Origin of the sequence: Corynebacterium sp. TAE3-ERU2 (genome assembly GCF_019209955.1) — a bacterium.
Lineage (GTDB): Bacteria > Actinomycetota > Actinomycetes > Mycobacteriales > Mycobacteriaceae > Corynebacterium > Corynebacterium megadyptis.
The window spans coordinates 183,382-204,481 of the sequence record NZ_JAHUTL010000004.1; the positions used below are offsets into that span (position 1 = coordinate 183,382).

21 protein-coding genes and 3 tRNA genes are annotated in these 21,100 nt (G+C 61.4%); 14 read left to right on the forward strand and 10 right to left on the reverse strand.

Going from position 1 to position 21,100, the window contains the following annotated elements; translation table 11 throughout:
• Positions 1–14: 14 nt before the first annotated feature.
• The 3 genes from KRX12_RS07090 to KRX12_RS07100 all read right to left on the reverse strand — a co-directional run bounded on the left by KRX12_RS07090 (position 15) and on the right by KRX12_RS07100 (position 3,671).
• Positions 15–929 carry an ABC transporter permease gene (locus KRX12_RS07090; RefSeq protein WP_218366251.1) on the reverse strand — a complete coding sequence of 305 codons (915 nt, stop codon included), beginning with the start codon at positions 927–929 and terminating at the stop codon, positions 15–17.
• A 73-nt stretch (positions 930–1,002) separates the two neighbouring features.
• Entirely contained in the window at positions 1,003–2,628 is a 1,626-nt protein-coding gene (locus KRX12_RS07095) for a sugar ABC transporter ATP-binding protein (RefSeq protein ID WP_218366185.1), read from the reverse strand.
• Entirely contained in the window at positions 2,628–3,671 is a 1,044-nt protein-coding gene (locus KRX12_RS07100) for a LacI family DNA-binding transcriptional regulator (protein WP_218366186.1), read from the reverse strand. Before KRX12_RS07100 ends, KRX12_RS07095 begins: the two co-directional genes overlap by 1 nt.
• A 683-nt stretch (positions 3,672–4,354) precedes the next feature.
• On the opposite strand from KRX12_RS07100, the gene KRX12_RS07105 reads away from it, so the two are divergent.
• Positions 4,355–4,561: a YgaP-like transmembrane domain gene (locus KRX12_RS07105; protein ID WP_151550333.1), complete on the forward strand. Its 207-nt coding sequence runs from the start codon at positions 4,355–4,357 to the stop codon at positions 4,559–4,561.
• A 56-nt stretch (positions 4,562–4,617) separates the two neighbouring features.
• Here KRX12_RS07105 and KRX12_RS07110 read toward each other — a convergent pair whose 3' ends face one another.
• Positions 4,618–4,863, reverse strand: a complete 246-nt coding sequence (locus KRX12_RS07110; protein ID WP_218364736.1) for a hypothetical protein — start codon at positions 4,861–4,863, stop codon at positions 4,618–4,620.
• A gap of 43 nt (positions 4,864–4,906) precedes the next feature.
• Positions 4,907–5,047: a hypothetical protein gene (locus KRX12_RS07115; protein ID WP_218366187.1), complete on the reverse strand. Its 141-nt coding sequence runs from the start codon at positions 5,045–5,047 to the stop codon at positions 4,907–4,909.
• A gap of 113 nt (positions 5,048–5,160) precedes the next feature.
• Between KRX12_RS07115 and KRX12_RS07120 the strand changes: the two genes are divergently transcribed.
• The 4 genes from KRX12_RS07120 to KRX12_RS07135 all read left to right on the forward strand — a co-directional run bounded on the left by KRX12_RS07120 (position 5,161) and on the right by KRX12_RS07135 (position 7,742).
• Positions 5,161–5,664, forward strand: a complete 504-nt coding sequence (locus KRX12_RS07120) for a hypothetical protein (protein WP_218366188.1) — start codon at positions 5,161–5,163, stop codon at positions 5,662–5,664.
• Positions 5,665–5,669: 5 nt separating this feature from the next.
• Positions 5,670–6,119 (forward strand): hypothetical protein, encoded by a 450-nt coding sequence (locus KRX12_RS07125; protein ID WP_151530383.1) that lies wholly within the window; start codon positions 5,670–5,672, stop codon positions 6,117–6,119.
• A gap of 45 nt (positions 6,120–6,164) precedes the next feature.
• Positions 6,165–7,208 carry a hypothetical protein gene (locus KRX12_RS07130; RefSeq protein ID WP_218366189.1) on the forward strand — a complete coding sequence of 348 codons (1,044 nt, stop codon included), beginning with the start codon at positions 6,165–6,167 and terminating at the stop codon, positions 7,206–7,208.
• 120 nt (positions 7,209–7,328) lie between these two features.
• Positions 7,329–7,742: a GtrA family protein gene (locus tag KRX12_RS07135; RefSeq protein ID WP_218364890.1), complete on the forward strand. Its 414-nt coding sequence runs from the start codon at positions 7,329–7,331 to the stop codon at positions 7,740–7,742.
• Positions 7,743–7,749: 7 nt separating this feature from the next.
• Here KRX12_RS07135 and KRX12_RS07140 read toward each other — a convergent pair whose 3' ends face one another.
• The 3 genes from KRX12_RS07140 to KRX12_RS07150 all read right to left on the reverse strand — a co-directional run bounded on the left by KRX12_RS07140 (position 7,750) and on the right by KRX12_RS07150 (position 10,471).
• A complete protein-coding gene (locus tag KRX12_RS07140) occupies positions 7,750–8,652 on the reverse strand; it encodes a glycosyltransferase (RefSeq protein WP_151550329.1) in 903 nt (300 codons plus the stop codon).
• A gap of 60 nt (positions 8,653–8,712) precedes the next feature.
• Entirely contained in the window at positions 8,713–9,513 is an 801-nt protein-coding gene (locus KRX12_RS07145; RefSeq protein ID WP_218364731.1) for an ABC transporter ATP-binding protein, read from the reverse strand.
• A 64-nt stretch (positions 9,514–9,577) separates the two neighbouring features.
• Positions 9,578–10,471, reverse strand: a complete 894-nt coding sequence (locus KRX12_RS07150) for an ABC transporter permease (protein ID WP_218364729.1) — start codon at positions 10,469–10,471, stop codon at positions 9,578–9,580.
• A gap of 447 nt (positions 10,472–10,918) precedes the next feature.
• On the opposite strand from KRX12_RS07150, the gene KRX12_RS07155 reads away from it, so the two are divergent.
• The gene (locus KRX12_RS07155) at positions 10,919–12,073 is read left to right on the forward strand and encodes an aminotransferase class V-fold PLP-dependent enzyme (RefSeq protein WP_218364727.1); all 1,155 of its coding nucleotides are present in this window, start codon (positions 10,919–10,921) and stop codon (positions 12,071–12,073) included.
• A gap of 182 nt (positions 12,074–12,255) precedes the next feature.
• Here the strand turns inward: KRX12_RS07155 and KRX12_RS07160 are convergent, their stop codons facing one another.
• A complete protein-coding gene (locus KRX12_RS07160; RefSeq protein ID WP_218366252.1) occupies positions 12,256–13,221 on the reverse strand; it encodes an NAD(P)H-quinone oxidoreductase in 966 nt (321 codons plus the stop codon).
• A gap of 119 nt (positions 13,222–13,340) precedes the next feature.
• Here KRX12_RS07160 and KRX12_RS07165 point away from each other — a divergent pair.
• Positions 13,341–13,427, forward strand: a tRNA-Ser gene (locus KRX12_RS07165).
• Positions 13,428–13,544: 117 nt separating this feature from the next.
• Here KRX12_RS07165 and hisC read toward each other — a convergent pair.
• Entirely contained in the window at positions 13,545–14,567 is a 1,023-nt protein-coding gene (gene hisC, locus KRX12_RS07170) for a histidinol-phosphate transaminase (protein WP_218366190.1), read from the reverse strand.
• A 95-nt stretch (positions 14,568–14,662) separates the two neighbouring features.
• On the opposite strand from hisC, the gene KRX12_RS07175 reads away from it, so the two are divergent.
• The 7 genes from KRX12_RS07175 (at position 14,663) to KRX12_RS07205 (ending at position 20,922) form a co-directional block, all read left to right on the forward strand.
• Positions 14,663–14,751 (forward strand) — tRNA-Ser (locus KRX12_RS07175).
• A gap of 30 nt (positions 14,752–14,781) precedes the next feature.
• Positions 14,782–14,857: transfer RNA gene (locus KRX12_RS07180), tRNA-Arg, on the forward strand.
• A gap of 216 nt (positions 14,858–15,073) precedes the next feature.
• Positions 15,074–16,270 carry an MFS transporter gene (locus KRX12_RS07185; RefSeq protein ID WP_218366191.1) on the forward strand — a complete coding sequence of 399 codons (1,197 nt, stop codon included), beginning with the start codon at positions 15,074–15,076 and terminating at the stop codon, positions 16,268–16,270.
• A gap of 152 nt (positions 16,271–16,422) precedes the next feature.
• The gene (locus KRX12_RS07190) at positions 16,423–17,487 is read left to right on the forward strand and encodes a glycerophosphodiester phosphodiesterase family protein (protein WP_218366192.1); all 1,065 of its coding nucleotides are present in this window, start codon (positions 16,423–16,425) and stop codon (positions 17,485–17,487) included.
• A 300-nt stretch (positions 17,488–17,787) separates the two neighbouring features.
• Positions 17,788–18,666 carry a PRD domain-containing protein gene (locus tag KRX12_RS07195; RefSeq protein ID WP_218364723.1) on the forward strand — a complete coding sequence of 293 codons (879 nt, stop codon included), beginning with the start codon at positions 17,788–17,790 and terminating at the stop codon, positions 18,664–18,666.
• A 40-nt stretch (positions 18,667–18,706) separates the two neighbouring features.
• Complete coding sequence (nagE, locus tag KRX12_RS07200) at positions 18,707–20,299, forward strand: N-acetylglucosamine-specific PTS transporter subunit IIBC (protein ID WP_218366193.1); 1,593 nt, start codon at positions 18,707–18,709, stop codon at positions 20,297–20,299.
• Positions 20,300–20,442: 143 nt separating this feature from the next.
• On the forward strand, positions 20,443–20,922 hold the full coding sequence (locus tag KRX12_RS07205) for a PTS glucose transporter subunit IIA (RefSeq protein ID WP_218366194.1): 480 nt from the start codon (positions 20,443–20,445) through the stop codon (positions 20,920–20,922).
• The last annotated feature ends 178 nt before the right edge of the window (positions 20,923–21,100 follow it).

Genomic DNA, 21,100 nt, shown 5'->3' on the forward strand with positions numbered 1-21,100 from the left:
GGGTATGCATAATTTTATGCCCTTTCTGCTTTGTTACGGATGACATCAAATCCCACGGCCAGTGCAATCACGAAGCCAATGACGATCTGTTGCCAGAAACTGGAGACGTTCATCAGGTTGAGACCATTGCGGATGACCGCCAAGAGGATTGCTCCCACGAGGGTGCCCGTCGCCTTACCGGATCCACCGGCCAAAGAGGCGCCACCGATTACTACCGCAGCAATAGCGTCTAGCTCGTAACCTACGGCAGCTTGAGGCTGTGCCGAGGACAGCCGACCTGTCATAACGAGCCCCGCAAGACCAGCGAATAGGCCAGATAGGGCGTAGACGGCCACGAGAATTTTCTTTACTGGTAGTCCGGAGAGCCGAGCTGCTTCCTCGTTTCCTCCAATCGCGTACATCGAGCGACCAAGTACGGTCCTAGAGAGGATGAACCAGCACACCATTCCTGCTAGCACCATCATCACAATCGGAATGGGAATCCCAGCGACGGTGGAGCCCATCCAATTCACCTCGGGAGAAGAAGCGATAGGTGATCCTTGAGAGAGCACGAGTGTGGCACCACGGGCTATGGACATCATGGCAAGCGTGGCGATAAACGCTGGCAATTTTCCATATGCAATGGACAGACCTGAAATAGCACCTGCGAGGAGGCCGATTGCCAAGCCAACGAGAATCGTTAGCCACCCTGGAAGGCCTACGTCTGAGAAGGAGTAGGCCGAGAACATAGCGGCGAGTGCTGCGACTGAACCAACGGATAGATCAATGCCTGCTGTGACGATCACGAATGTCATACCGAAGGCCAAGATCGCAACAGTGGCTGCTTGAATTCCAACGTTGAGCAGGTTCTGCACCGTAAGGAAGTGTGGAGTTGCGATGAACAGACTGACACACAGTAGAACCAGCCCCACTAGTGCGCCATTGTTCATGAGCCAGTCGACTACAGGATGAGTTCGCTGCTTGGGGGTCTTTTTCTCGCTTGGAGTTGTTGCTGCCGTCACTTTAACTGTCCTTTCCTTGAGCAACGGAGACTGTCCTCTGCTCGGGTGCTTTCTCGACTGCAGTGAGGGTGGAATTTTCTACTGCCGAGTCGGTGTTCTTAACCGCGAGACTCATCACGTCATCTTGTGACGCCGTCTGCGGATCTAGCTCTCCGACGATTTGCCCTCCTGACATGACGAGGAGCCTGTCGGACATGCCGAGTACTTCAGGGAGATCGGACGAAACCATCACGACCGCTCCACCGCGCTCGGTAATGTCGTTGATGATGGAGTAGATCTCGATCTTTGCGCCTACATCGACGCCTCGAGTTGGTTCGTCCAGTAACAGCACGTTGGAACCCGCTAAGACCCAACGCCCGAATACGACTTTTTGTTGATTTCCACCAGAGAGGTTTCGTACGTGGCTATCAATGCTGGCCATGCGAATTTTTAGTCTCTCCGCGACATCTTTCCCGCGTGATCTTTGACCTTTGAGGTCTGCAAGGCCGCGCTTAGATGTGGTGGATAGCGTCGCTAGTCCGAGATTGTCTACGACGGGCGCATCAAGGATAAGTCCCTGCGACTTACGATCTTCAGGAACGTGGCCAATGCCGGCTTTGATTGCTGCCTTGATCGAGCCATTGGGGACCACCTCGCCGCCAACTGTGATTTCGCCCGAGTCGTAACGATCGGCACCCGCGATAGCTCGAAGAACCTCGGTTCGTCCAGCTCCTACTAGCCCAGCGATCCCGACGACCTCGCCGGGCATTACAGAGAAAGTGATGCCAGAGAAGGAGCCATGGTTATGTAGACCCTTTACCTCGAGCAATGGTTCGTCTTTTGTGTCCTCGAGGCTCGGTGTCCTTGGGTATTGGTCATCAATGTCACGACCAACCATCAACTTCACTAGCTCTGCCTCTGGGGTAGTCGCAGGAACCTCGGCGATGAACTGGCCATCTCGGAGTACGGATACCGTGTCAGCTATCTCTGCGATCTCATCAAGGTGATGGGAAATGAATACCATTCCAACACCTTTGGACTTGAGGTCTCGCACCACTGAGAACAGTTTCTCTATCTCAGCTCCAGTGAGCGCTGCGGTAGGTTCGTCGAGAATGAGTACTCGGGCGTTGAGTGTTAGTGCTTTGGCAATCTCCACAAGTTGCTGACGAGCGATTCCGAGAGATCCCACAGGGCTATCGAGGTCGACGTCCACGCCAATCAGTTCCAAGGCCTTTTGGGCGCGTTGCCGCATTTCACGTCGATTTACTAATCCCCAACGCGAGGGTGTCCGACCAAGCAGAAGGTTCTCAGCAACAGAAAGGGTGGGGACGAGGTTGAGCTCTTGGTGAATGGTGGCGATACCTTTGGCTTCTGCTGCTTTAGTGTTGGGCAGAGTAGTAGGAACGCCGTCGACGATGATCCTCCCCTCATCTGGCTGGTATACCCCCGATAGCATTTTGATGAGAGTGGATTTTCCGGCACCGTTTTCTCCGAGGAGCGCGTGCACCTGCCCTGGGCGGACGTGAAGGCTTACTTCATCGATCACCGTGACTGGGCCGAAGGACTTGGACACCTTCTCTAGGGAGACGATGCTGTCTACTGAGTCGATGTGGTGCGTTGTGTTTGCAGGGCTCTGTTTTGAATCCATTACCGTCGCTCCAATGTTGTGGAATCTCGCACGATGAGGCGGGTGGGAAGAGAAGTTCCTTGAAGGGTGTTGAGAGAATTGTTGTTTGCTGAGGAATTGCAAGAAGAGGCTATGAGGTTCTGCAGCGTCTTGAAGGCAGTTCGGCCCATACGGCAGACATCTTGATCAATGATTGTCATGGGCACTTCCTGCAGCTCGAATACGGGGAAGTCGTCGAAACCGACTAGTGCGATATCGTGACCAAGTCGCAGTCGCGAGTGATGGCAGAAGCGGAGCGCTCCGAGCGTCATCATGGAGTCACCGGCGATGACGGCGCGAACACCTCGTTCGACAAGAGAGCGGGCACCATCGAACCCCTCTTTTTCGGCATAGCCACCTTGGTATAGCACCGGAGTGACATTGTGCTTCGAGCATGCAGATAAGAACGCTCTTTTCCTAAGCACTCCGGTAGAGGTGTCTTGGGGGCCCGCCAAATATCCGATTTCATCCGTGACCCGCACTAGCAGCTCGACCGCTGCGGTTATTCCAGGTGTGGGATCGGAGTCGACAAAGGGAATAGCGTTCTTGAAGCTCTCTTCACTATCCGGGAGTGCAAGTTGGCGGTCAACAGCGACTACTGGGGTTCCTGAACGCTGAAGAGCGGCGATCCTTTCTCCAGAACCTATGTGGGGAACTACGATGAGGCCGTCGATGCGCTGGTTCTCCATGATCTCTAAAGACCTGATCAGCTGTTCAGTATTGTCGTTGGAGTTCGCCATGATCAGAGATAGGCCGAACTGCGCCGCCTTTTCCTCGATTGCGCTAGCTAAGACGGAGAAGTACGGGTTTCCGACTCCTGGTGTGATCAGACCGATGGTGTCGGTCTTAGATCCTTTGAGCGCCCGTGCTTGCGAATTGGGCCGATACTTTAACTTCGTTGCGGCCTCACGGACCCTTTTGTTAGTGGCTGTAGAGATTGCAGAACTTCCGGCGAGGGCGCGAGACACGGTCGAAACGGACAGGCCGGTAGCTGCGGCTATGTCTTTGAGGGTTGCGCCAGCCATTCTGTCTGCCTTTCCATTTTGTGTTGCTTCAACGGAAGTGATGGTGCTTTCACATCCAGTTATGCAAACGTTTGCATTAGGTAAATTACCGACCCTGAGGTGGTGCGTCAAGTGCTACAGCTCACTAAGGGGGTGAATGTATGGGTTACAACATATGCAGCGGAGGTGTCTCTCCAGATGGTGTAGCGATGAGGGTGGCGATGCGGCGGGGGTGGTTTTGTCGTTGTTTGTGTATTGGGATGCTGCTTAGCGGCGCTCGAGATGACGTTGCCGTGAAGATTAGTGCTTTAAGGGGGTGTTCCAAGTCGCTGGTAGAGGCGACGTTTGCCTATATTCGCAAATGTCGGGCTTGCTGAGAGTGGTAGCGGCTAGTTGTGGCAGATGTCGTTTTGGCGCCTTGGGGCAGGTGTGCTTCCTGCATTTAGGAAGTGATTGCCCTATGGATCGTTGACCACTAGGTCGAGGCGAATCCTATTGTTGAAGTTTCAGTGGCACGGCGCGGCTCACTTTCTTGTGAAAGTGGGCTTAAACGGGGGTTTCGCCGGATGGGGCGGTCGCTTTCTAGGGCCGTTGCCCTTCCCCTGAACCCCGCCCAGCGACCCATAAACGCAGGCTACACTGCGTGAGAAGCTTCACCCTACGGAACCGTAACTTATGTAGCGGGGAGGACTACACTGGGGTTCATGAGTAAATATGGCAAGAAAAACGTTGGTGAAGAAGACCGCAAGGTTCGTTATGGGGTCGCTGGCGCCCTGGCTCTCGCCGGCCTCGCTGTAAAGGGAAAGGGGGCCAAGGCAGGCCTGCTCGGTGCCGCAGCTGGCATCGGCGCCACGGCCTATGTGGGTAGCTGCCCGCTCTACAGTTTCCTCGGCGTCAACTCCGCCGCCTAGCCCGCGGTAGTGTCGCCGCACACCCTGCGCGGCCCCACCTGCTCTGGACGGGATCCCTACAGGTCCATGAGAGAGCGAATCTCCTCGGGGAGTTCTTCCTGGGAGGTGATGGTGGGGCCGTCGTAGTCGCGCAGAATCTCATACACCCGCCCCCGCGCCGCGCTATCGAGCAGCGGCAGCTCCTCAGCCATGAGACGAGTCATGAACCCATCCAGCGGCAGCTGCGTATGCTCCGCCGCGATATAGGTTTCCTTCTTCGGGTCGACGGGCTTCTTCTTTTTAAACAGATCAAATAGCGCCATGCCCCCATCGTAGAGGCTGGCGCCAAACGACCAGCACCGGACGTTAGTCGGTGTCCTCGTCGTCGTCCTTATCTGCTGCGCTTCGTTCCTGCGCGGCTCTGAGTGCCTGCAGCGCCTTGTTGACGGCATCGGTGTCTATCTCGCCATCTTCCACTTTGAATAGCCCAATGAGTTCACGTGCCATGTCAGTGCCTCCTTGTCCCTGAACACGGGGATATCTCCGTAGTGTATGTTCTGGCCTGCGCCCCGACAAGGGTTCATACCCGCGTGCGTGGGTGGCGACTAAGCTAAACGGCTATGACATCTCCCCAGCCCCACGACACCCCCGTGCTCACCTACACCCTCGACGACACCCTCGTGGGTCGCCTCGCCCCGGCCGTAGCCACCGCCGTGTCCGTGGCCCTGCCGGAGTATGTGCCCTGTCGTCTCGCCCGGGGTGTGCTCACGACCGCGCTGTTCACCAGCGCTTTCGGGGTGAGCGTCTGGGCCACCACCCAGGACGATAACCCCGATAATGACCCCGAGGTAGCCCTCGCCAAGATCCGCGCCACCCTCGACGCCGACGATCAACGCCCCGTCGATAGCCCCCGCGGTTTTTGGACCAAGGCCGCGCTCGCTGGCGGCGGCCTCTGGGCGGGATTCAAGGCCCAGAGCGCGCTTATCGACGCCTCCTCCGCGGCCCTGCGCGCCGCTGGCGTCTCCAAACCCCGCACCTATATTGGCCTCGGCCTCGGCGCTGCCGTCTACGCCCTCGGCGAGGCCACGCAGCGCGCCGAGCTCGCCGCCAAGGAAGGAAAGTAGGCGCCATGCTTGCAGTGACCGACCGCCCCGATGAGCAGCACCACGTGATCTGGCACGTGGACGATGACTTCGACACCGCCACCGGCGTGACCGCGGGCGCCTGGATTCTCGGCGGCGACTATCCCGTGGGCCGCGAGCGCGAAAAAGACCTGCTGCAGGTCGATGCCGTGCTGGATTCCCGCGAGGCGATTAGCGCCCTCGTCGAGCGCATGCGCACCGCCGCCGAGGAGCTCAAAGCCTCCACCAAGAACCTGCGCCTGCCGGCGATCACGGATCCCGACTGGGAATCCTATGAGGACGCCTTCAGTGGCGAGCCCATCGCCCGCGAGTGTTGGGTGCGGGTGCGCGCCGTGGTGGATCTCATCGAGGTCTGGCACGGCATGGAGCGGGCGAGGTTGCGTCGTAAAGCATTAAAGGACGCCGACCCCAACTACCGCCCGCTGCCTGCGGGCTAGGCGCTCGCCCTGCGAGGCGGCCATGCGTGGTTTAGATTAGCCCGTGTGAACCAGTCCCATCCCAGCTTCGAGGTCGATGATTACGACTACGCGCTGCTCTACCACGTGGAAGAACCCGCCTCTGGGGCGTGGCGGCGCATCCGTGTTCCCGCCAGCATCCCCATGGACCGCTTCGCCCGCATCATGCGCGTGGTACTGGACCAGCAAGAAGCCGGCGACTACTGCTTTTTCACCCCCACCGCCACCATCAAACCGGGCGCGAAAACCAGCACTGAACTCGATCAATGGGCGGCCGAGGCCATCACCCTGGGCTCCCTCGGCGAGGAGAGCTTCCGCTTCCGCTTCAACGATCACCTATCGGTGAATCTGCGGCTGATCACCACCCTCAGCGGCATCGGTGGCTCCGATACGCACTGCATCGACGGCGAAGGACGGCTAGACGAGCCGGAGTTTTCCGTGGACGTGATCAACCGTGAACTGGACTCCGAACGCTGGGTGGAGGCCACGCTCAGCCGGGCGAAAAGCTCGCTGAAGGACGTGATCAACCGCGCTGGGCTCTGGGAGGCCACCCAGCTGGTGGCGCTCGGCATGGACACCCGGCAGCGCGCTACCACAGCGGAGCGGCACAGCCTGCTCGAACCGCTGGTGCACTATATCCACGAGCGGCACGACACCGTCCCCGGCGATCCCCTGCTGCGGGCGCTGGGTCTAGTTGATGGCGAGGGCGGGCTCACCGCCGTGGGCCGGCACGCACTCAGCGACCCCGCGGCCCTGTGGGTGCAGCTGAGTCGCACCCTGCCCGTCGAACGGGAAGTGGTGAGTAACGACGCCGCCTGGCTGCTGCTGCTCAGCTATATTGCCGGGATGCCGCGCGGCACCACCGAGGCCTTCGTAATGCAAGGCATGGTGTGGGCCGGCCATCGCGGGACCGGCTCCACCGTGTTGGTCACCGATGACATCCGCTCCCTGGCCTCGCGCACGCTCTCGGTACTGGAGATGCTCGGGATCATCGCCAACGATCTGCTCGTGGTGGGCGGGCCGCTGCACAATGCGCGCATCGACCTGCTGCGCGCCATCATCACCGACTAAAGCGCTCGTGGGGCAGAATGTAGGCCCAGGGGTGCTAGTATCCCCCACGTGGATGCGAACTCGACCAAGCCCGAATACACCGGACCGCTGCCCTCCGTAGAGGGCCTCGACGCCGGCGCGATGGCGTCCAAGGATAAGTCGCTGCACGTGCAGGCCTTCAAGTTCATTGTCTCCGGTGGCCTCTCGGCCGTGGTGGACCTCGGCCTGACCTATCTGCTGCACATCGTCTTTGGCGTGGACAAAAATCTCGGGCGTCTCGTGGGATTCATCTTTGGCACGCTCACCGCCTACATGATCAACCGCCGCTGGACCTTCCAAGCCGAGCCCTCGGCCAAGCGCTTTAGCGCCGTGGCGGTTCTCTACACCATCACCGCAGTGGTGAACCTCGGCTTCTTCGCCGTGGGCTACAACATCTTCTACGGCTGGGGCTGGGGCGAGCGGCTATCCACCGTGGCGGCCTTCGTGATCGCCCAAGGCACCGCCACCGTGATCAACTTCATCGTGCAGCGGTTGTGGATCTTCAAAGTGCGCTAGCGGCTGTTTAGGGGCGCTCGAAGCGCTCCCGGCGGCCCTGCTGGTGCAGCTTGAACCACTCGAGGAAACCCCGCGGATCCTTGCGCTGCACCAAAAAGAACCAGCCGAAACGGGCATACTCCTGCGGTAGCAGCTTGCGCATGCCGGGCTGATTCATCAGATAGCCGCGATTGCGGTAGGTGAAAAAGCGCTTGCCCTCATTATCCGGGTACTGGGTGTGCATGCGCCCGCCCAAGATCGGCTTAAACTCCTCCGAACCATCGGGGTGCAGATAAGCCGTCTGCAAACAGGTGCCGAAGCGCAGGCCCGAGCGCGCCAAGCGGCGATGATATTCCACCTCGTCGCCGCGGATGAACAGCCGCAGATCCGGCACGCCGATGCGCTCGGTCGCGGTTCGCGAAATCAACGCCCCATTAAACAGCGAGGCGATGCCCTCAAGCAGCTCCTCCTCGCCCAGCTCCGAGCGGTAGCGCCGCCACTCCACCCCGCGGCGCAGCGGGAAGGCGAGCTTATCGGGCTGCTGCAGATTGCACACCACAGGGGAGACCTCGTCCAGCCCGTGGGCCTCGGCGCAGCGCACCAAGGTGGCAAGCACCTCGGTATCCTCCGGGCGGCCATCATCATCCGCGCACCAGATAGCATCCGCACCGAGCGCCAGGGCCGTAAGGAAGCCATAGGCAAAACCACCCGCACCGCCTAGATTGGTGCGGCTCGGCAGATAGACGCCACGCTCCCCGGCAACCTCCTCTACCAGCTGCCGCACCGCGTCTTCGGCGCCATTATCCACCACGATGATGTGCTCGACCGGATGGGTCTGGGTGGCCACAATCTCGAGAGAGTGGCGCAGCAACTCGGCGCGGTGGTGGGTGACGATAACAGCGGCAATGGAATCCGTAGTGTGCAGCGGCATAGCTTTTATCTTCTCATACCGCAGCAAGGGCGGCGGCTGCGCTCGAGGCGAGCGCGACTGCTAGTTCTGCTCCGCGGGATCATCGATATGGGCCAGCAGGCGGCGCACATGATCGGCCGCGCCCTTGCCCTCATAGGCCTCCACCACATCCGGCACCGTGCCGGCCTGCTTGATCGTGCCATGATCAATCCACAGCGCCGTATCGCAGAGCTGGGCCAAAAAGTCATTCGAGTGCGAGGCAAACACCAAGATGCCGGAGCGCTGCACCAACTCCTGGAGGCGCTTGCGCGCCTTCGCCATAAACTCCGCATCCACCGCGCCGATGCCCTCATCCAGCAGCAGAATCTCCGGCTCGATAGAGGTGACCACACCCAGTGCGAGGCGGATGCGCATACCGGTGGAGTAGGTACGCAGCGGCATGGCCAAATAATCGCCAAGATCGGTGAAATCGGCGATCTCATCCATCTTCTTCTTCATCTGCTGGCGCGTTTGGCCCAGGAACAAGCCGCGAATGATGATGTTTTCGTAGCCGGAGATCTCCGGATCCATGCCCACGCCCAGATCAAAGACGGGCGCCACCCGGCCGCGCACATGCGCCGAGCCGCGGGTGGGCTCATAGATCCCAGAGAGCAGCCGCAGCAGCGTGGACTTACCCGCGCCATTGTGGCCTACCAGGCCGACGCGGTCGCCCTCCTGCAGATGCAGATTGATATCGCGCAGCGCCTCCACGACCACCACATTGGAGTCATTCTTGCCAATGATGCCGCCGGCAGCGCCCAGCGCCGCCTTCTTCAGCGAGCGGGTTTTGGCGTCGAAGATCGGGAAATCAACGCAGGCATTGTAGGTATCGATAGAGACCATGGGATCGTTGTGCACCTTTATGTGGAAGTGAAAGTGGAGGGAGGCGTCGATAAGCGAAAAAGCACTACACCCAATAGCTGACGCGATAGCGCCACGTGCGCATCGCCAGCAGCGCCAGAATCAAACCGGCGGCGGTGAAGCCCAACACCACCCACCAGTGATAAACCGGCAGCGGCGCGCCGATCAAGGGGGCGCGGATAACCTCCATGTAGTGATACAGCGGATTCAACTCCGCGAGCCGGGCACGGCCCTCAACCTGGCCGCCCTGATCCTTCAGAGTTTGGGTGGTCCACACAATCGGAGTCACATAAAACAGCAGCTGGGTCAGCGCCTCCAGCAGCGGGGAAATATCGCGGAAACGGGTGGAGACAATGCCAAAGAACATAGCCACCCACACGCCATTGAGCAGCAACAGCACCATCGCGGGGATGGCCAGCAGCAGCTCCCAGCCCAAACTGCGCGGGAAAACCAGCATCAGGATCACCCAAATAACCAAGTTATGGGCCAAAAACAGCGTCTGCTTCCACACCAGGCGATACACATGCACCGATAGCGCCGAGGGCAGCTGCTTAATCAAACCCTCATTGGCGATGAACACCTCCGAGCCCTCGCGGATACAGCCCGAGATGAAGTTCCACATGATCAACCCCACCGTCACATGCGGCAGGAACTCCGCCAAAGGAATGCGGAAAAGAACCGAATAGAGCAGACCCAAAGCGAGGGCCATCACGCCCGTAGCGATCGTGATCCACAGCGGGCCCAGCACCGAGCGGCGATAGCGCTGCTTAATGTCCTGCCAGCCGAGCTGCAGCCACAGCTCATTCTGCTGTGCGCCCCGCACCAAATCCGACCACGCGGCCGCGAACGTCTGGGAACGCGAAGGCGGCGCCGTGGTCTCATCCGTGCGGGTAATCCGCTCGATCGTGGCCTCTAAGTTGCGTGATTGGCTGTCTGACACAGTAAATAACCCTATAGGTTCAGCCGCTAAAAGTGGACTAGATCGGCGGCGGGGTGGCGCGCCTGGGGCGTTGCGTGGGGTGTGCGAGTGGCGCTGTGTGGGATGCGTGAGGCGGGGGTGTGGGGCGTGGGGCACGCGGTGGAGCACGGCGGCTACGGCGGCTGCGGCGGGTGTCTCAGGTGTGGCGCACGTGGTCCCTGCGACGCAGGAGACACCCGAAGGGAGGCACGGCGGCGGGGTTAGAGTGAACATTCTGTGAGCTAGATGCTTGCCTTGCAGGAAACCTTAGGGCGGTGGGTAAGCTGTGTACTACCGTTGGTAAGGCTGTACGCAGCGACACCAGCGGCCGGCGTGCCGTGCAATCCGGCGGGGTACCACGAGAAGTAAAGGAGCGTTCAACACAGGATGGTCTTCGATGCCCCACGTGTACGTGGACTCTACGTCTCGTTGAGTGATGGTTGGATCTATCTCAACGCCCCGCAGACCCAAATTCCGGAAAAGGTTTACGCCGGCCTCTCCAATGCTTTCCGCACCAGTCGCAGCATGATGCGCCCCGAGCCCACCACTGGGCACCATTCACGTAGCTATAGCGTGGGGCGCACGGGGGCGCAGGATACCGAGGACGCGGCCCGTCGCGCTATTGCTGACCTCTTGGGCACCCGCGCCGACTGCGTGGTCCTAGGCCCGAATCGCCAAGACCTGCTCATCGCGCTGGCACGCTCAATTTCCTCGCGGCTGCGTCGCTCCGATGTGGTGCTCAGCCCGGACCCGATCTTCGAGCCCTTTGCTCGCGAGGCCAAGAACACCATCTACGCCCAATACGATCTCACCCTCGGCTCCATTCCCGCCGAACAGTTCAGTGAGCTCGTCACGGGAGCCACCCGCCTGGTGGCGCTGCCCGCGGCCGATGGCCTGCTGGGCGTGGTGCACGATATCACCAGCATCGCCGAGGCCACCCACAGTCGCGCCCGCGCCTGGGTGCTGGCCGATCTCAGCGACGTGGTGCCCTATCGCTTGAGCTCGATGGATGAGCTCGGCATCGACATCGCGGTGCTGGATGTCTCCGGCATGGGTGGTCCCGACGTGTCCGCCCTCGTGTTCCGCTCCGCAAGCATGCTGGGCCGGTTGCAGCGGCCGCTGGAATTTCCCGCCGTCTCCCCAGGGCTGCTCGGCGGTGTGCCGCCGATCATCGACCACTACGCAGACCTCAACGAAAACGCCAGCGGTAACCGCCGGCGTCGCCTTGAGATGGCCTTCGAGGACATGTCCAGCCATTTGAGCAAGGTGTATCATCACCTGCTCGAATCACTCACCCTGCACGGGGTGCACATCGTGGGCGTCTCCGGTGATGCCACCGACCTCGGGGCCCTGGACTTAGATCGTATTCCGCGGATCTCCGTGGTGCTGCCGGATGTTCCCGCCGCCACCGTGCAGGAGCGGCTCGCCTCCAATGGCATTGCCACCGTGCTTCCGCCCGCCTCGCCGCTGCTGGACGAGATGGGCGTCACCGACGCCGGGGGTGCGGTGACCATCGGGTTGGCGCCCTATAACTCCGAATACGATATCGACCAGCTCGCCCGGGTGCTGGCCTCGCTGGCATAACCGCCGCTGTTGTCACCAGCCTCGCTGGCCTCATAGAAGAAGCCTTCAGAGCAGAACTCACCGCCGCGCAGCCGAGTACCGTTTCCTCGCTGCGCGGCGGTGGTGTGTATATGCGGCGGCAGCCGTGCCCGCTGCGGCGCGCTCAGGATAGGGCCTTGGCTGCGCCGGCGGGGGAGGGGTGCTTAGGAGATCTCGAGGATGATCTTGCCGGTCATTTCGCCCTTGGCCATGATCCGGTGCGCCTCCGCGGCCTCAGTAATCGGCAGCACCGTGGAGATCTGGTGGCTGATCTCGCCGGATTCCAGCAGCGGCCACACCCCCTGCTGGGTCTTGCGCACGATCTCTGCCTTGTCCTCGATGGAACGATTACGCAGGGTGGTGGCGGCGAGAGTGCCGCGCTTCGAGAGCAGTCGGCCCACGTTCAGCTCGCCCTTGGGGCCGCCGATTAAACCAATGATGGTCACCGTGCCGTCCATGGCCAGTGCCTTCACATTGGAATCCAGGTAGGAGCCGCCGACCACATCCAGGATCACATTGCACTTATTGCGCATGACCTCGGCGAAGTCCTGCTCCTTATAGTTAATAGCTACATCGGCGCCCAGCTGGGTCATCAGCTCCACCTTCTCGGCGGAACCGGCCGTGCCCGCCACGGTGCAGCCCAGGGCCTTGCCGAGCTGAATAGCGAAGGTGCCGATACCGCCGCCACCGCCGTGCACCAGCAGCGTCTGGCCCTTCTCCAGATGGGCGGTCATCACAATATTCGACCACACCGTGGTGGCCACCTCCACGATGGACGCAGCCTCGGTGAAGCTCCAGCCCTCAGGAATCGGGAGCAGCTGGCCTGCCGGCACCGCGGCGTATTCGGCATAGCCGCCGCCCGCGAGCAGGGCGCACACCTTATCGCCCACTGCGTAGTCGCTATCGCCCGGATCGGCCACCACGCCCGCAATCTCTAGGCCGAGGATCTCGGAGGCACCCTCCGGCGGCGGATAGGCGCCAGCGCGCTGCGCCAGATCGGCGCGATTGACGCCCGCGGCCTTGACCTCCACCAACACCTCGCCCGCGGCGAGGCTGGGACGCTCTACCTCATCCCACACCAGATCCGGGCGCTTGGGGTTATCGGATTCAACGAGAGTGATAGCTTTCATTGTGTCGTGCTTTGTGTGTTCAGTCATAGCCTCCACAGTAGGTGAACGCGGGGCGAATCGGCTAGGATGACTGGAGTCTGTGGCCCACCCGCCCCTGCGAGTGCGGTCCACGCAGGCAGGGAGGCGTGGCAGAGCGGCCGAATGCACTCGCCTTGAAAGCGAGCGACCCGTGAAACGGTCCGGGGGTTCAAATCCCTCCGCCTCCGCATATAGATGTAGCGCGACACTGGTTATTTTCAGTGCCGCGCTACATTTTTTTGCTGGTACAGGCTGCGGCATGGGGGCTGGCGCAGCGGCCTAAGAAGCCTAAGAGACCTAAGAGGTTAAAGCCCCAGCTCCCGCCACACGCTCAGCAGACGATCCATCTCCGCAGCGTTGGTCACGGTCACGCGCAGCCCCTCCGGGAAGGCGCGCACCAGCACATCCTTATCCGCTAGTGCCGACGCCACCTCGAGCGCATCCTCGCGTGGAATCCACACAAAGTTCGCCTCGGAGGGCACCGCCTGCAGCTCCTGGCACACCCGCTGCCGCTGCTCCACCACCTCATCGGTGCGCTGCAGCAGCTGCGCGGACTCGGCCAACGAGGCACTCGCGGCGGCCTGGGCCACGGCATTCACGCCGAAGGGGATGGCCACCTTGTTCAGCGCCTCGATGATCTCGGGGGCGCCGAAGGCATAACCAATGCGCATAGCGGCCAAGCCATAGGCCTTCGAGAAGGTGCGCAGAGCAACGAGGTTCGGGTACTCGTGGATCGCCGTGTGCCCGATGGGGGTGTCGGTGGCGCGCATGTACTCGAAGTAGGCCTCATCGAGGGCCACGATCACATCCTGCGGCACGGCCTGCATGAATTCAGCAAACTCGGCTGCGGTGATGGTGGTGCCGGTGGGGTTATTCGGATTGCACACGAATACCAGGCGGGTGGAGTCGGTGATTGCCGCAGCCATGGCGGGCAGGTCGAGGCGATGATCCGCGGTCAGCGGCACCGGCACGCCGGTGGCGTTGGCCACCTGGGCGAAGATGGGATAGGCCTCGAAGGAGCGCCACGGGAACACCACCTCTTCGCCGCGATCGCAGGCGATCTGCACCAATTGCTGGCACAGCGCGGAGGAGCCGCAGCCCACGGCCACCTGCTCGACCTTTAGGTCGAGGTGCGCGGCGAGCTGTTCCCGGATATCCAGTGCTGCCATGTCTGGATAGCGGTTCGCCTGGGAGGTGGCCTGCTCCATGGCGGTGAGCACGGCCGGCAGCGGGCCACTCGCCACTTCATTACTGGATAGCTTGAGGGCGCGCGGGTTGCGCTTGCCCGGAACATAGGCCGGCAAAGAAGCAAGATCAGGGCGAATCATGGTGCCTAACACTAGCACTCGTCGCCTGATACCCACGGTTTTTGCGCCCCCACAAATGATTGCTATTATGGCCTGAGCGCATTGCGTATGCGCGTGGAGACGTGCCAGAGCGGCCGAATGGGGCTCACTGCTAATGAGTTGCCCTCTTAACGGAGGGCCGGAGGTTCAAATCCTCTCGTCTCCGCTCTCACCTCTCTTCGGAGAGTGTGAGAATGCGCCCGTAGCTCAACGGATAGAGCATCTGACTACGGATCAGAAGGTTAGGGGTTCGAATCCCTTCGGGCGCACCACAGATAACCCCAGTTCATCGCCATGATGAGCTGGGGTTTGTGCATGCGCGGGTCCTGTTCCGACCGCCATGAATACCGTGCCCCACAGTAGGCGATGTTCATGGAACGCCCGCCCGTTGTGCTCACCGCCGCCCGCGCTGAGCGGCTAGCTCCCAGCGTCGATAAGCTCCTCGAACTCGCCCCACAACAGCCGCATATGTAATACAGTTCACAATCATGAAGGATAAGCAGTGGCTTCGGGTTGCGCTTCCTGTGTTCGGGGTGGCGTGGGGAGGAAATGGCTTCACGCCGATGCTGGTGTACTACCGCGGGCAGGGAGCGCTGGCCGCCGTGGTCGTGGACCTCATGCTGGTGTATTACGCCATCGGCGTGGCGATCGGGCTCTTGGCCACCGGCCCACTCTCGGATCGCTATGGTCGGCGGGCGCTCATGCTGCCCGCCCCCATCGTGGCGCTGGTGGGTTCTGTGCTCATTGCCAGCGGCGAGCAGACCGCCTGGCTCATGGGGCTCGGGCGTTTCTGCGCTGGTACTGCCGTGGGCATGGCCATGACCGCGGGCGGCAGTTGGATCAAAGAGCTCTCCTCTCCGCGCTTCGATCCCAGCGCCGCGCCCTCCTCGGGGGCGATGCGCGTGGCGATGTCGCTCAGTGCCGGCTTCGGCCTGGGCGCGGGCGCCTCTGGGCTGATCGGGCAGTGGGCGCCGCTGCCGGGTCAGCTGCCCTTCGTCTTTCATATCCTGCTCACTCTCGCCTTCCAGCCGCTGCTCTTCGGGGTGCAGGAAACCCGCCAATCCCCGCGCCGTGGGCCCGGCCATTATGGCCGCAGCGGCATATTTCCCCTGCGCGCCATGTTCAGTTTCCGCTTCATCTTCCTCGCCGCCGCCGTGGCGCCCTGGGTATTCGGCACCGCCTTCGTGGGCAACGCCATCCTGCCGCAGCGCTTCCAGCCCGAGATGGAGCATCCCATTGCTCTCACCGGCATGTTCATCACCATCGTGCTCATCACCGGCTTCGTGGTGCAGCGCGGCATGCCGCTGGTGCCGGCACACCTGCGCCCCGCGCTCAGCTTGGGTGCCGTGGTGCTAGCGATGAGCACCGCGGTGTACGTGGTGGAGCACCTGAGCTTGGTGCGGGTCGCCTTGGCCTGCGTGCTGCTGGGGATTTCCTATGGCTCCTGCATGTACACCGGCCTATCTGAGACGATCGAGGTCGCCGCACCCAATGAGCTGGGAAGTCTCTCCGGCGTGTACTACTCGCTCACCTATACCGGCATGATTTTCCCCGCGGTGCTCACAGCGCTCTCGGGCCGTTTCGGGTATCCGCAGATGCTTGGCTTCGGCGCCGCGGTGGCGGTGGTGCTGCTCGTGTTCGCCGTTGGAGCCTCGCGCCGGGTCTATGGCGCGGGGCGGGGGTAGCGAGCGTGGGTACGCAATCGTAGGTTAGCGCGCGAAGGGGAACATCTCCGCCTTAGAGTGGGCGGTGAGTGCGGGGTAGTGCTGCGCTTATCGACGCCTCCCTCCAGCCACGTCCCGCCCGATCGTGAGTGAACAACCTCTAAGGAGATGAGATGACACTGCGCCAGAATCTCTGTGTGCTTGCTGCCGGGTCGCTATTACTTGCTGGATGCTCCTCCGGTTCCTCGGACCGCTCCGGCTCCGAATCCACCGCCGATACCACCCCTGCCGAGACCGCCACGGTGGATGCCGCCGGCCTCGATGTGCAGGCGCATCGCGGTGGTAGGGGAGAGCACACCGAGGAATCCCTCACGGCGTTTTCCCACGCCCTCGATCTCGGGGTGGATACCCTCGAGCTGGATATCGTGATGAGTGCCGATGGGGTGCCCATGGTGTGGCACGATCCCCGCATCGAGGACACAAAGTGCGCCGATACCGAGCCCGCTACCGAGAGCGATGAGCAGTATCCCTATGTGGGCGCGCTCGTCCACGAGCTCAGCTATGCCCAGCTGGAGACGCTGCGCTGCGATAAGACGCTGGAGGATTTCCCGGACGCCACCCCGGCCACGGACAATAGGATCGCCCAGCTCTCCGAGGTATTCGCGCTAGCCAAGGAGAAGAACCCCGAGGTCAAATACAATATCGAGACCAAGATCGAGGCCGAGAACCCTGCCGAGTCCGCCCCGCCGCGGGAGTTTGTGGACGCCATTCTCGCCGCCGCCGATGAGGCGGGGCTGCGGGAGAAGATCACCATTCAAAGTTTCGACTGGTCCAGCCTCGAGATCGTGCAGGATATCGCCCCCGAGGTGCCCACGGTGGCGCTCTACGATGAGACCACCTGGACCGAGAACTCCCCCTGGCTGGGATCGGTGAGCTACGAGGACACGGACGGCGATGTGCTGGCCGCGGTGCAGCAGCTCGGCGCCGATGTGGTCAGCCCGGGCTATGCGGTGCCCTATGGGACCACGGCGGGGGAGGGGGACTATCACCCCGTGGCCACCGCCGAGTATGTGGATCGCGCCCATGAACTGGGGCTGAAGGTGATCCCGTGGACGGTCAATGATGAGCCCACGATGCGCGATCAGATCGAGGCGGGGGTAGATGGGATCATCACCGACTATCCCACGCTATTGGTGCAGGTGGCTCAAGGTTATGGCTGGAAGCCGCAGCGAGGCTAAGAGCCCTGCATCTTTTCCCTACACCCCTGTTGCCGCTGGTGCGCAGGGGTTTTCTTATTGCTACCCCCACATGTGCGGATGCTCCGTTGTGTCTTTGTCCACATTCCGTACTCATCTGACGTTATAACCAGATACACTTTGGGGTGTATCACAGCCCTCGGGTGTCACTGATTCGATCAGGCATCACCGCGCACTGGATACTCCCATAGTGACGATCCCCGCCGACCAGCCACTGCTGCTGGATCGGTGAGATTCACGACGTGGGAGTTGATCCCCTTGACACACCGGAGGTGAGCAGGCATGACAGAGCTTCGTATAGCTCGTGTGCTGAGCAATAACGCCGTGGTGGTGCGCGATTCCGAGGGCCCAGCCCCCCAGTCCAAAGTGATTGTGGGCAAAGGACTTGGCTTCGGCGCATCCATCGGAGACATCATGTCTCGCGCTGAGGTCACTGCCGCAGAAAATCGGCAAGAATATGTGGAGCTCACCGCGGAGCAGGAAGAAATCCTCACCAGCCTCGGCCGTATCAACGCCGCCCAGCTGGCCGTAATTAGCGCCGCCATAGACTTAGCCGTGGATGTGCTGGGGGAATTGCATCCCTCAATCTATGTGATTCTCACCGAGCATCTCTCGGCAGCAGTTGAGCGCGTCGATCGCGGCGAGCTCATCGAAAACACCCTCGTCAACGAGATCAAAGCGGTATTCCCCGAGGCCTTTTCCGCCGCGGAAGTGGTGGTGCACTACCTCAACGCCAACCTCGACACCCGCGATCTGCCGCTTGATGAGGCCGCGTTTATCACCCTCCACCTCACCGCCGCCCGCACAGGCGACACCGTGAAAAAGCCCTTGGCTACGGCCAATGCTATTTCCCGGGCGGAGCAGCTCATTCACCGGCGGCTCCGCATTACCGCTCCGGGAATGGGCGATGAGGTGAGCGTCGATAAGCGCGACGCAGCAGATGATTCCTTGCCTATTCGGCTCCGTTATCTCCTCACGCGGCTGCGGGAGCAGAACTATCGCAGCAATGCCCTCGCCAGCACTATTTCTCGGCAATTGCCGGAGGAATGGGAGTTGGCCGAGGACGTGATACGCGACCTTGCGGGCACGGACACCTTAGATAAAAAACTTCGCGGAGAGACCGCTTTTCTCGCGGTGTATCTGCACGGATACGCACAATAAAACACATCTATTTCCATACAAGAAGGGGTGAGTGCAGGTCATGAATAAAGTAATGACTTCACTACAGCGTCTGGGCAAGGCCCTCATGGGCGCTGTGGCCGTCCTGCCAGTGGCGGCAATTCTCATGGGTATCGGTTATTGGATCGATCCCACCGGATGGGGCGCTGATAACGCCTTCGCCTCCATCCTCATCTCCTCGGGTAGTGCCATTCTGGACAACCTCGGCCTGATCTTCGCCATCGCTATTGCTTTTGGCTTGGCCAAGGACTCCAATGGTGCTGCGGCGCTCTCCGGTTTCATCGGCTTCGCCACGCTTACGAAGCTGCTGGGTGAAAGCGCCGTGGCCGGCTACCGTGGCATCGGCGATCCCGAGGAACTCACCGGCCAGGCCGCCCGCGACTGGGCTGCTGAGGGCTGGTCCGCCGTGGGCAACAATAACGTGCTCTTCGGCATCGTCATCGGTGTGCTCGCCGCCTGGGTGTACAACCGATTCAGCGGGGTCAAGCTGCCCGACTTCCTGGCCTTCTTCTCTGGCCGTCGCCTGGTGCCGATCCTCACCTCCTTCTTCTCGATCATTCTCTCCGGCATCTTCTACTTCGTGTGGCCGGTGATCTACGGAGTGCTCTTCAACTTCGGTACCTGGATTCAGGGCCTCGGCGCCGGCGGCGCGGGCGTGTACGGCTTCTTCAACCGTCTGCTCATCCCCACCGGTCTGCACCACGCACTGAACTCCATCTTCTGGTTCGATGTGATCGGCATTAATGACATCGGCAAGTTCCAGGGTGGCGCGTCCACCATCGCGGACGCTTCTGCAGCTACCGACGCCGCCACCTGCCCCGGTATCTGGGACGGCAGCACCTGTGAGGTCGTGGGCGTGATCGGTCAATACCAGGCCGGCTTCTTCCCGATCATGATGTTCGGCCTGCCCGGTGCCGCACTGGCCATCTACCTGCGCGCCGAAGGCAAGCGCCGCAAGGTTGTCGGCTCGCTGATGCTGGCCGGCGCTCTGGCCGCCTTCTTCACCGGTGTGACCGAGCCGCTCGAGTTCTCCTTCATGTTCGTCGCCCCGGTGCTCTATGTGGTGCACGCCCTGCTCACCGGTATCTCCCTGGCGATTGCCGCTACCTTCCACTGGACCGCAGGCTTCGGCTTCTCCGCCGGTTTCGTGGACATGGTGCTCTCTGCCCGCAACCCGCTAGCAAACCAGTGGTGGATGCTACTGCTACTCGGCGTGGTCTACTTCGCCCTGTACTTCGTGATCTTCTACTTCCTCATCGGCGCCTTCAACATGTCCACCCCGGGCCGCGGTAAGGACGCCGAGGTAGACAACGACGAGGATGAGGACGCCGGCGATGATGACACCCGCGCCACCGCCGCGAAGATCATCACCGCCCTCGGCGGCGCCGAGAACATCGACTCCCTCGATTACTGCGCCACCCGCCTGCGCGTGGTGGTCAAGGACGGCAGCAAGTTCGATGAGCCCAAGCTGCCGCAGAACAAGGTGCTCGGTGTGATCAAGCCCTCCAAGAACTCGGTGCAGATCATCATCGGCCCCCAGGTGCAGTTCGTCTACGACGAAGTGGTGCGCCAAACCCCGAGCAGCGTCAGCGCCACCGGGGAAGCTGAGGAATAACCTATCCATGCCACCTGCCCAGCAGGTCATGGGATGAGTGAGGCCGCGGTGTGTGCCGCGGCCTCACCACGGGATTAGACTCGCTCGTGGCGTGCGGGGCCGCGTTCCCGCACAAGACGAGTAGAAGATTATAAGGAGAAACAATGTTCGGATTCGGCAAGAAAACCAAGGTCCACGCTCCCTGCGAGGGTGAGGTATGCGCCATGTCCGAGGTCGATGACCCCGTATTCGCTGATGGCATGATGGGCCAAGGTTTCGCGCTCAAGCCTGCCGGCGGCGTGCTCGAGGTGACCGCGCCTATCGACGGCACCCTCGTGACGGTCTTTCCCACCGGCCACGCCTTCGCCCTCAAAAGCGATAAGGGCCTCGAAGTGCTCGTGCACGTGGGCATTGACACCGTGAGTATGAAAGGCCGTGGCTTCGAGCGCCTCGTGGAAAAGGGGCAGAGCGTAAGCCAAGGAACCCCGATCGTGCGGGTGGACTTCAGCGAGATCGAGAAGGAAGGCTTCTCCACGATCATTCCCGTGGTGTTCACCAATAAGAAGCAAGTCAAGGACGCAGAGGTTCACACGGCACAGGCCGTCACCCCGGCCGATGTGGCCTGCGAGGTGTCCATGAACTAGGGCATGGTCCCCGCGCACTTGCGCCACCTCCAGTGGAGGATGGGGCCGGACGTCGCCTGCGCACTGCAGCAGCGGCGCCCGGCCCCTTTTCTTTAATGAACCGTCTGACATTGACAGCGCGGCGACATACGGGCAGCCCCATCCATTTAGGGGTAATCCTCTCAGGTTCTGTGAGCAA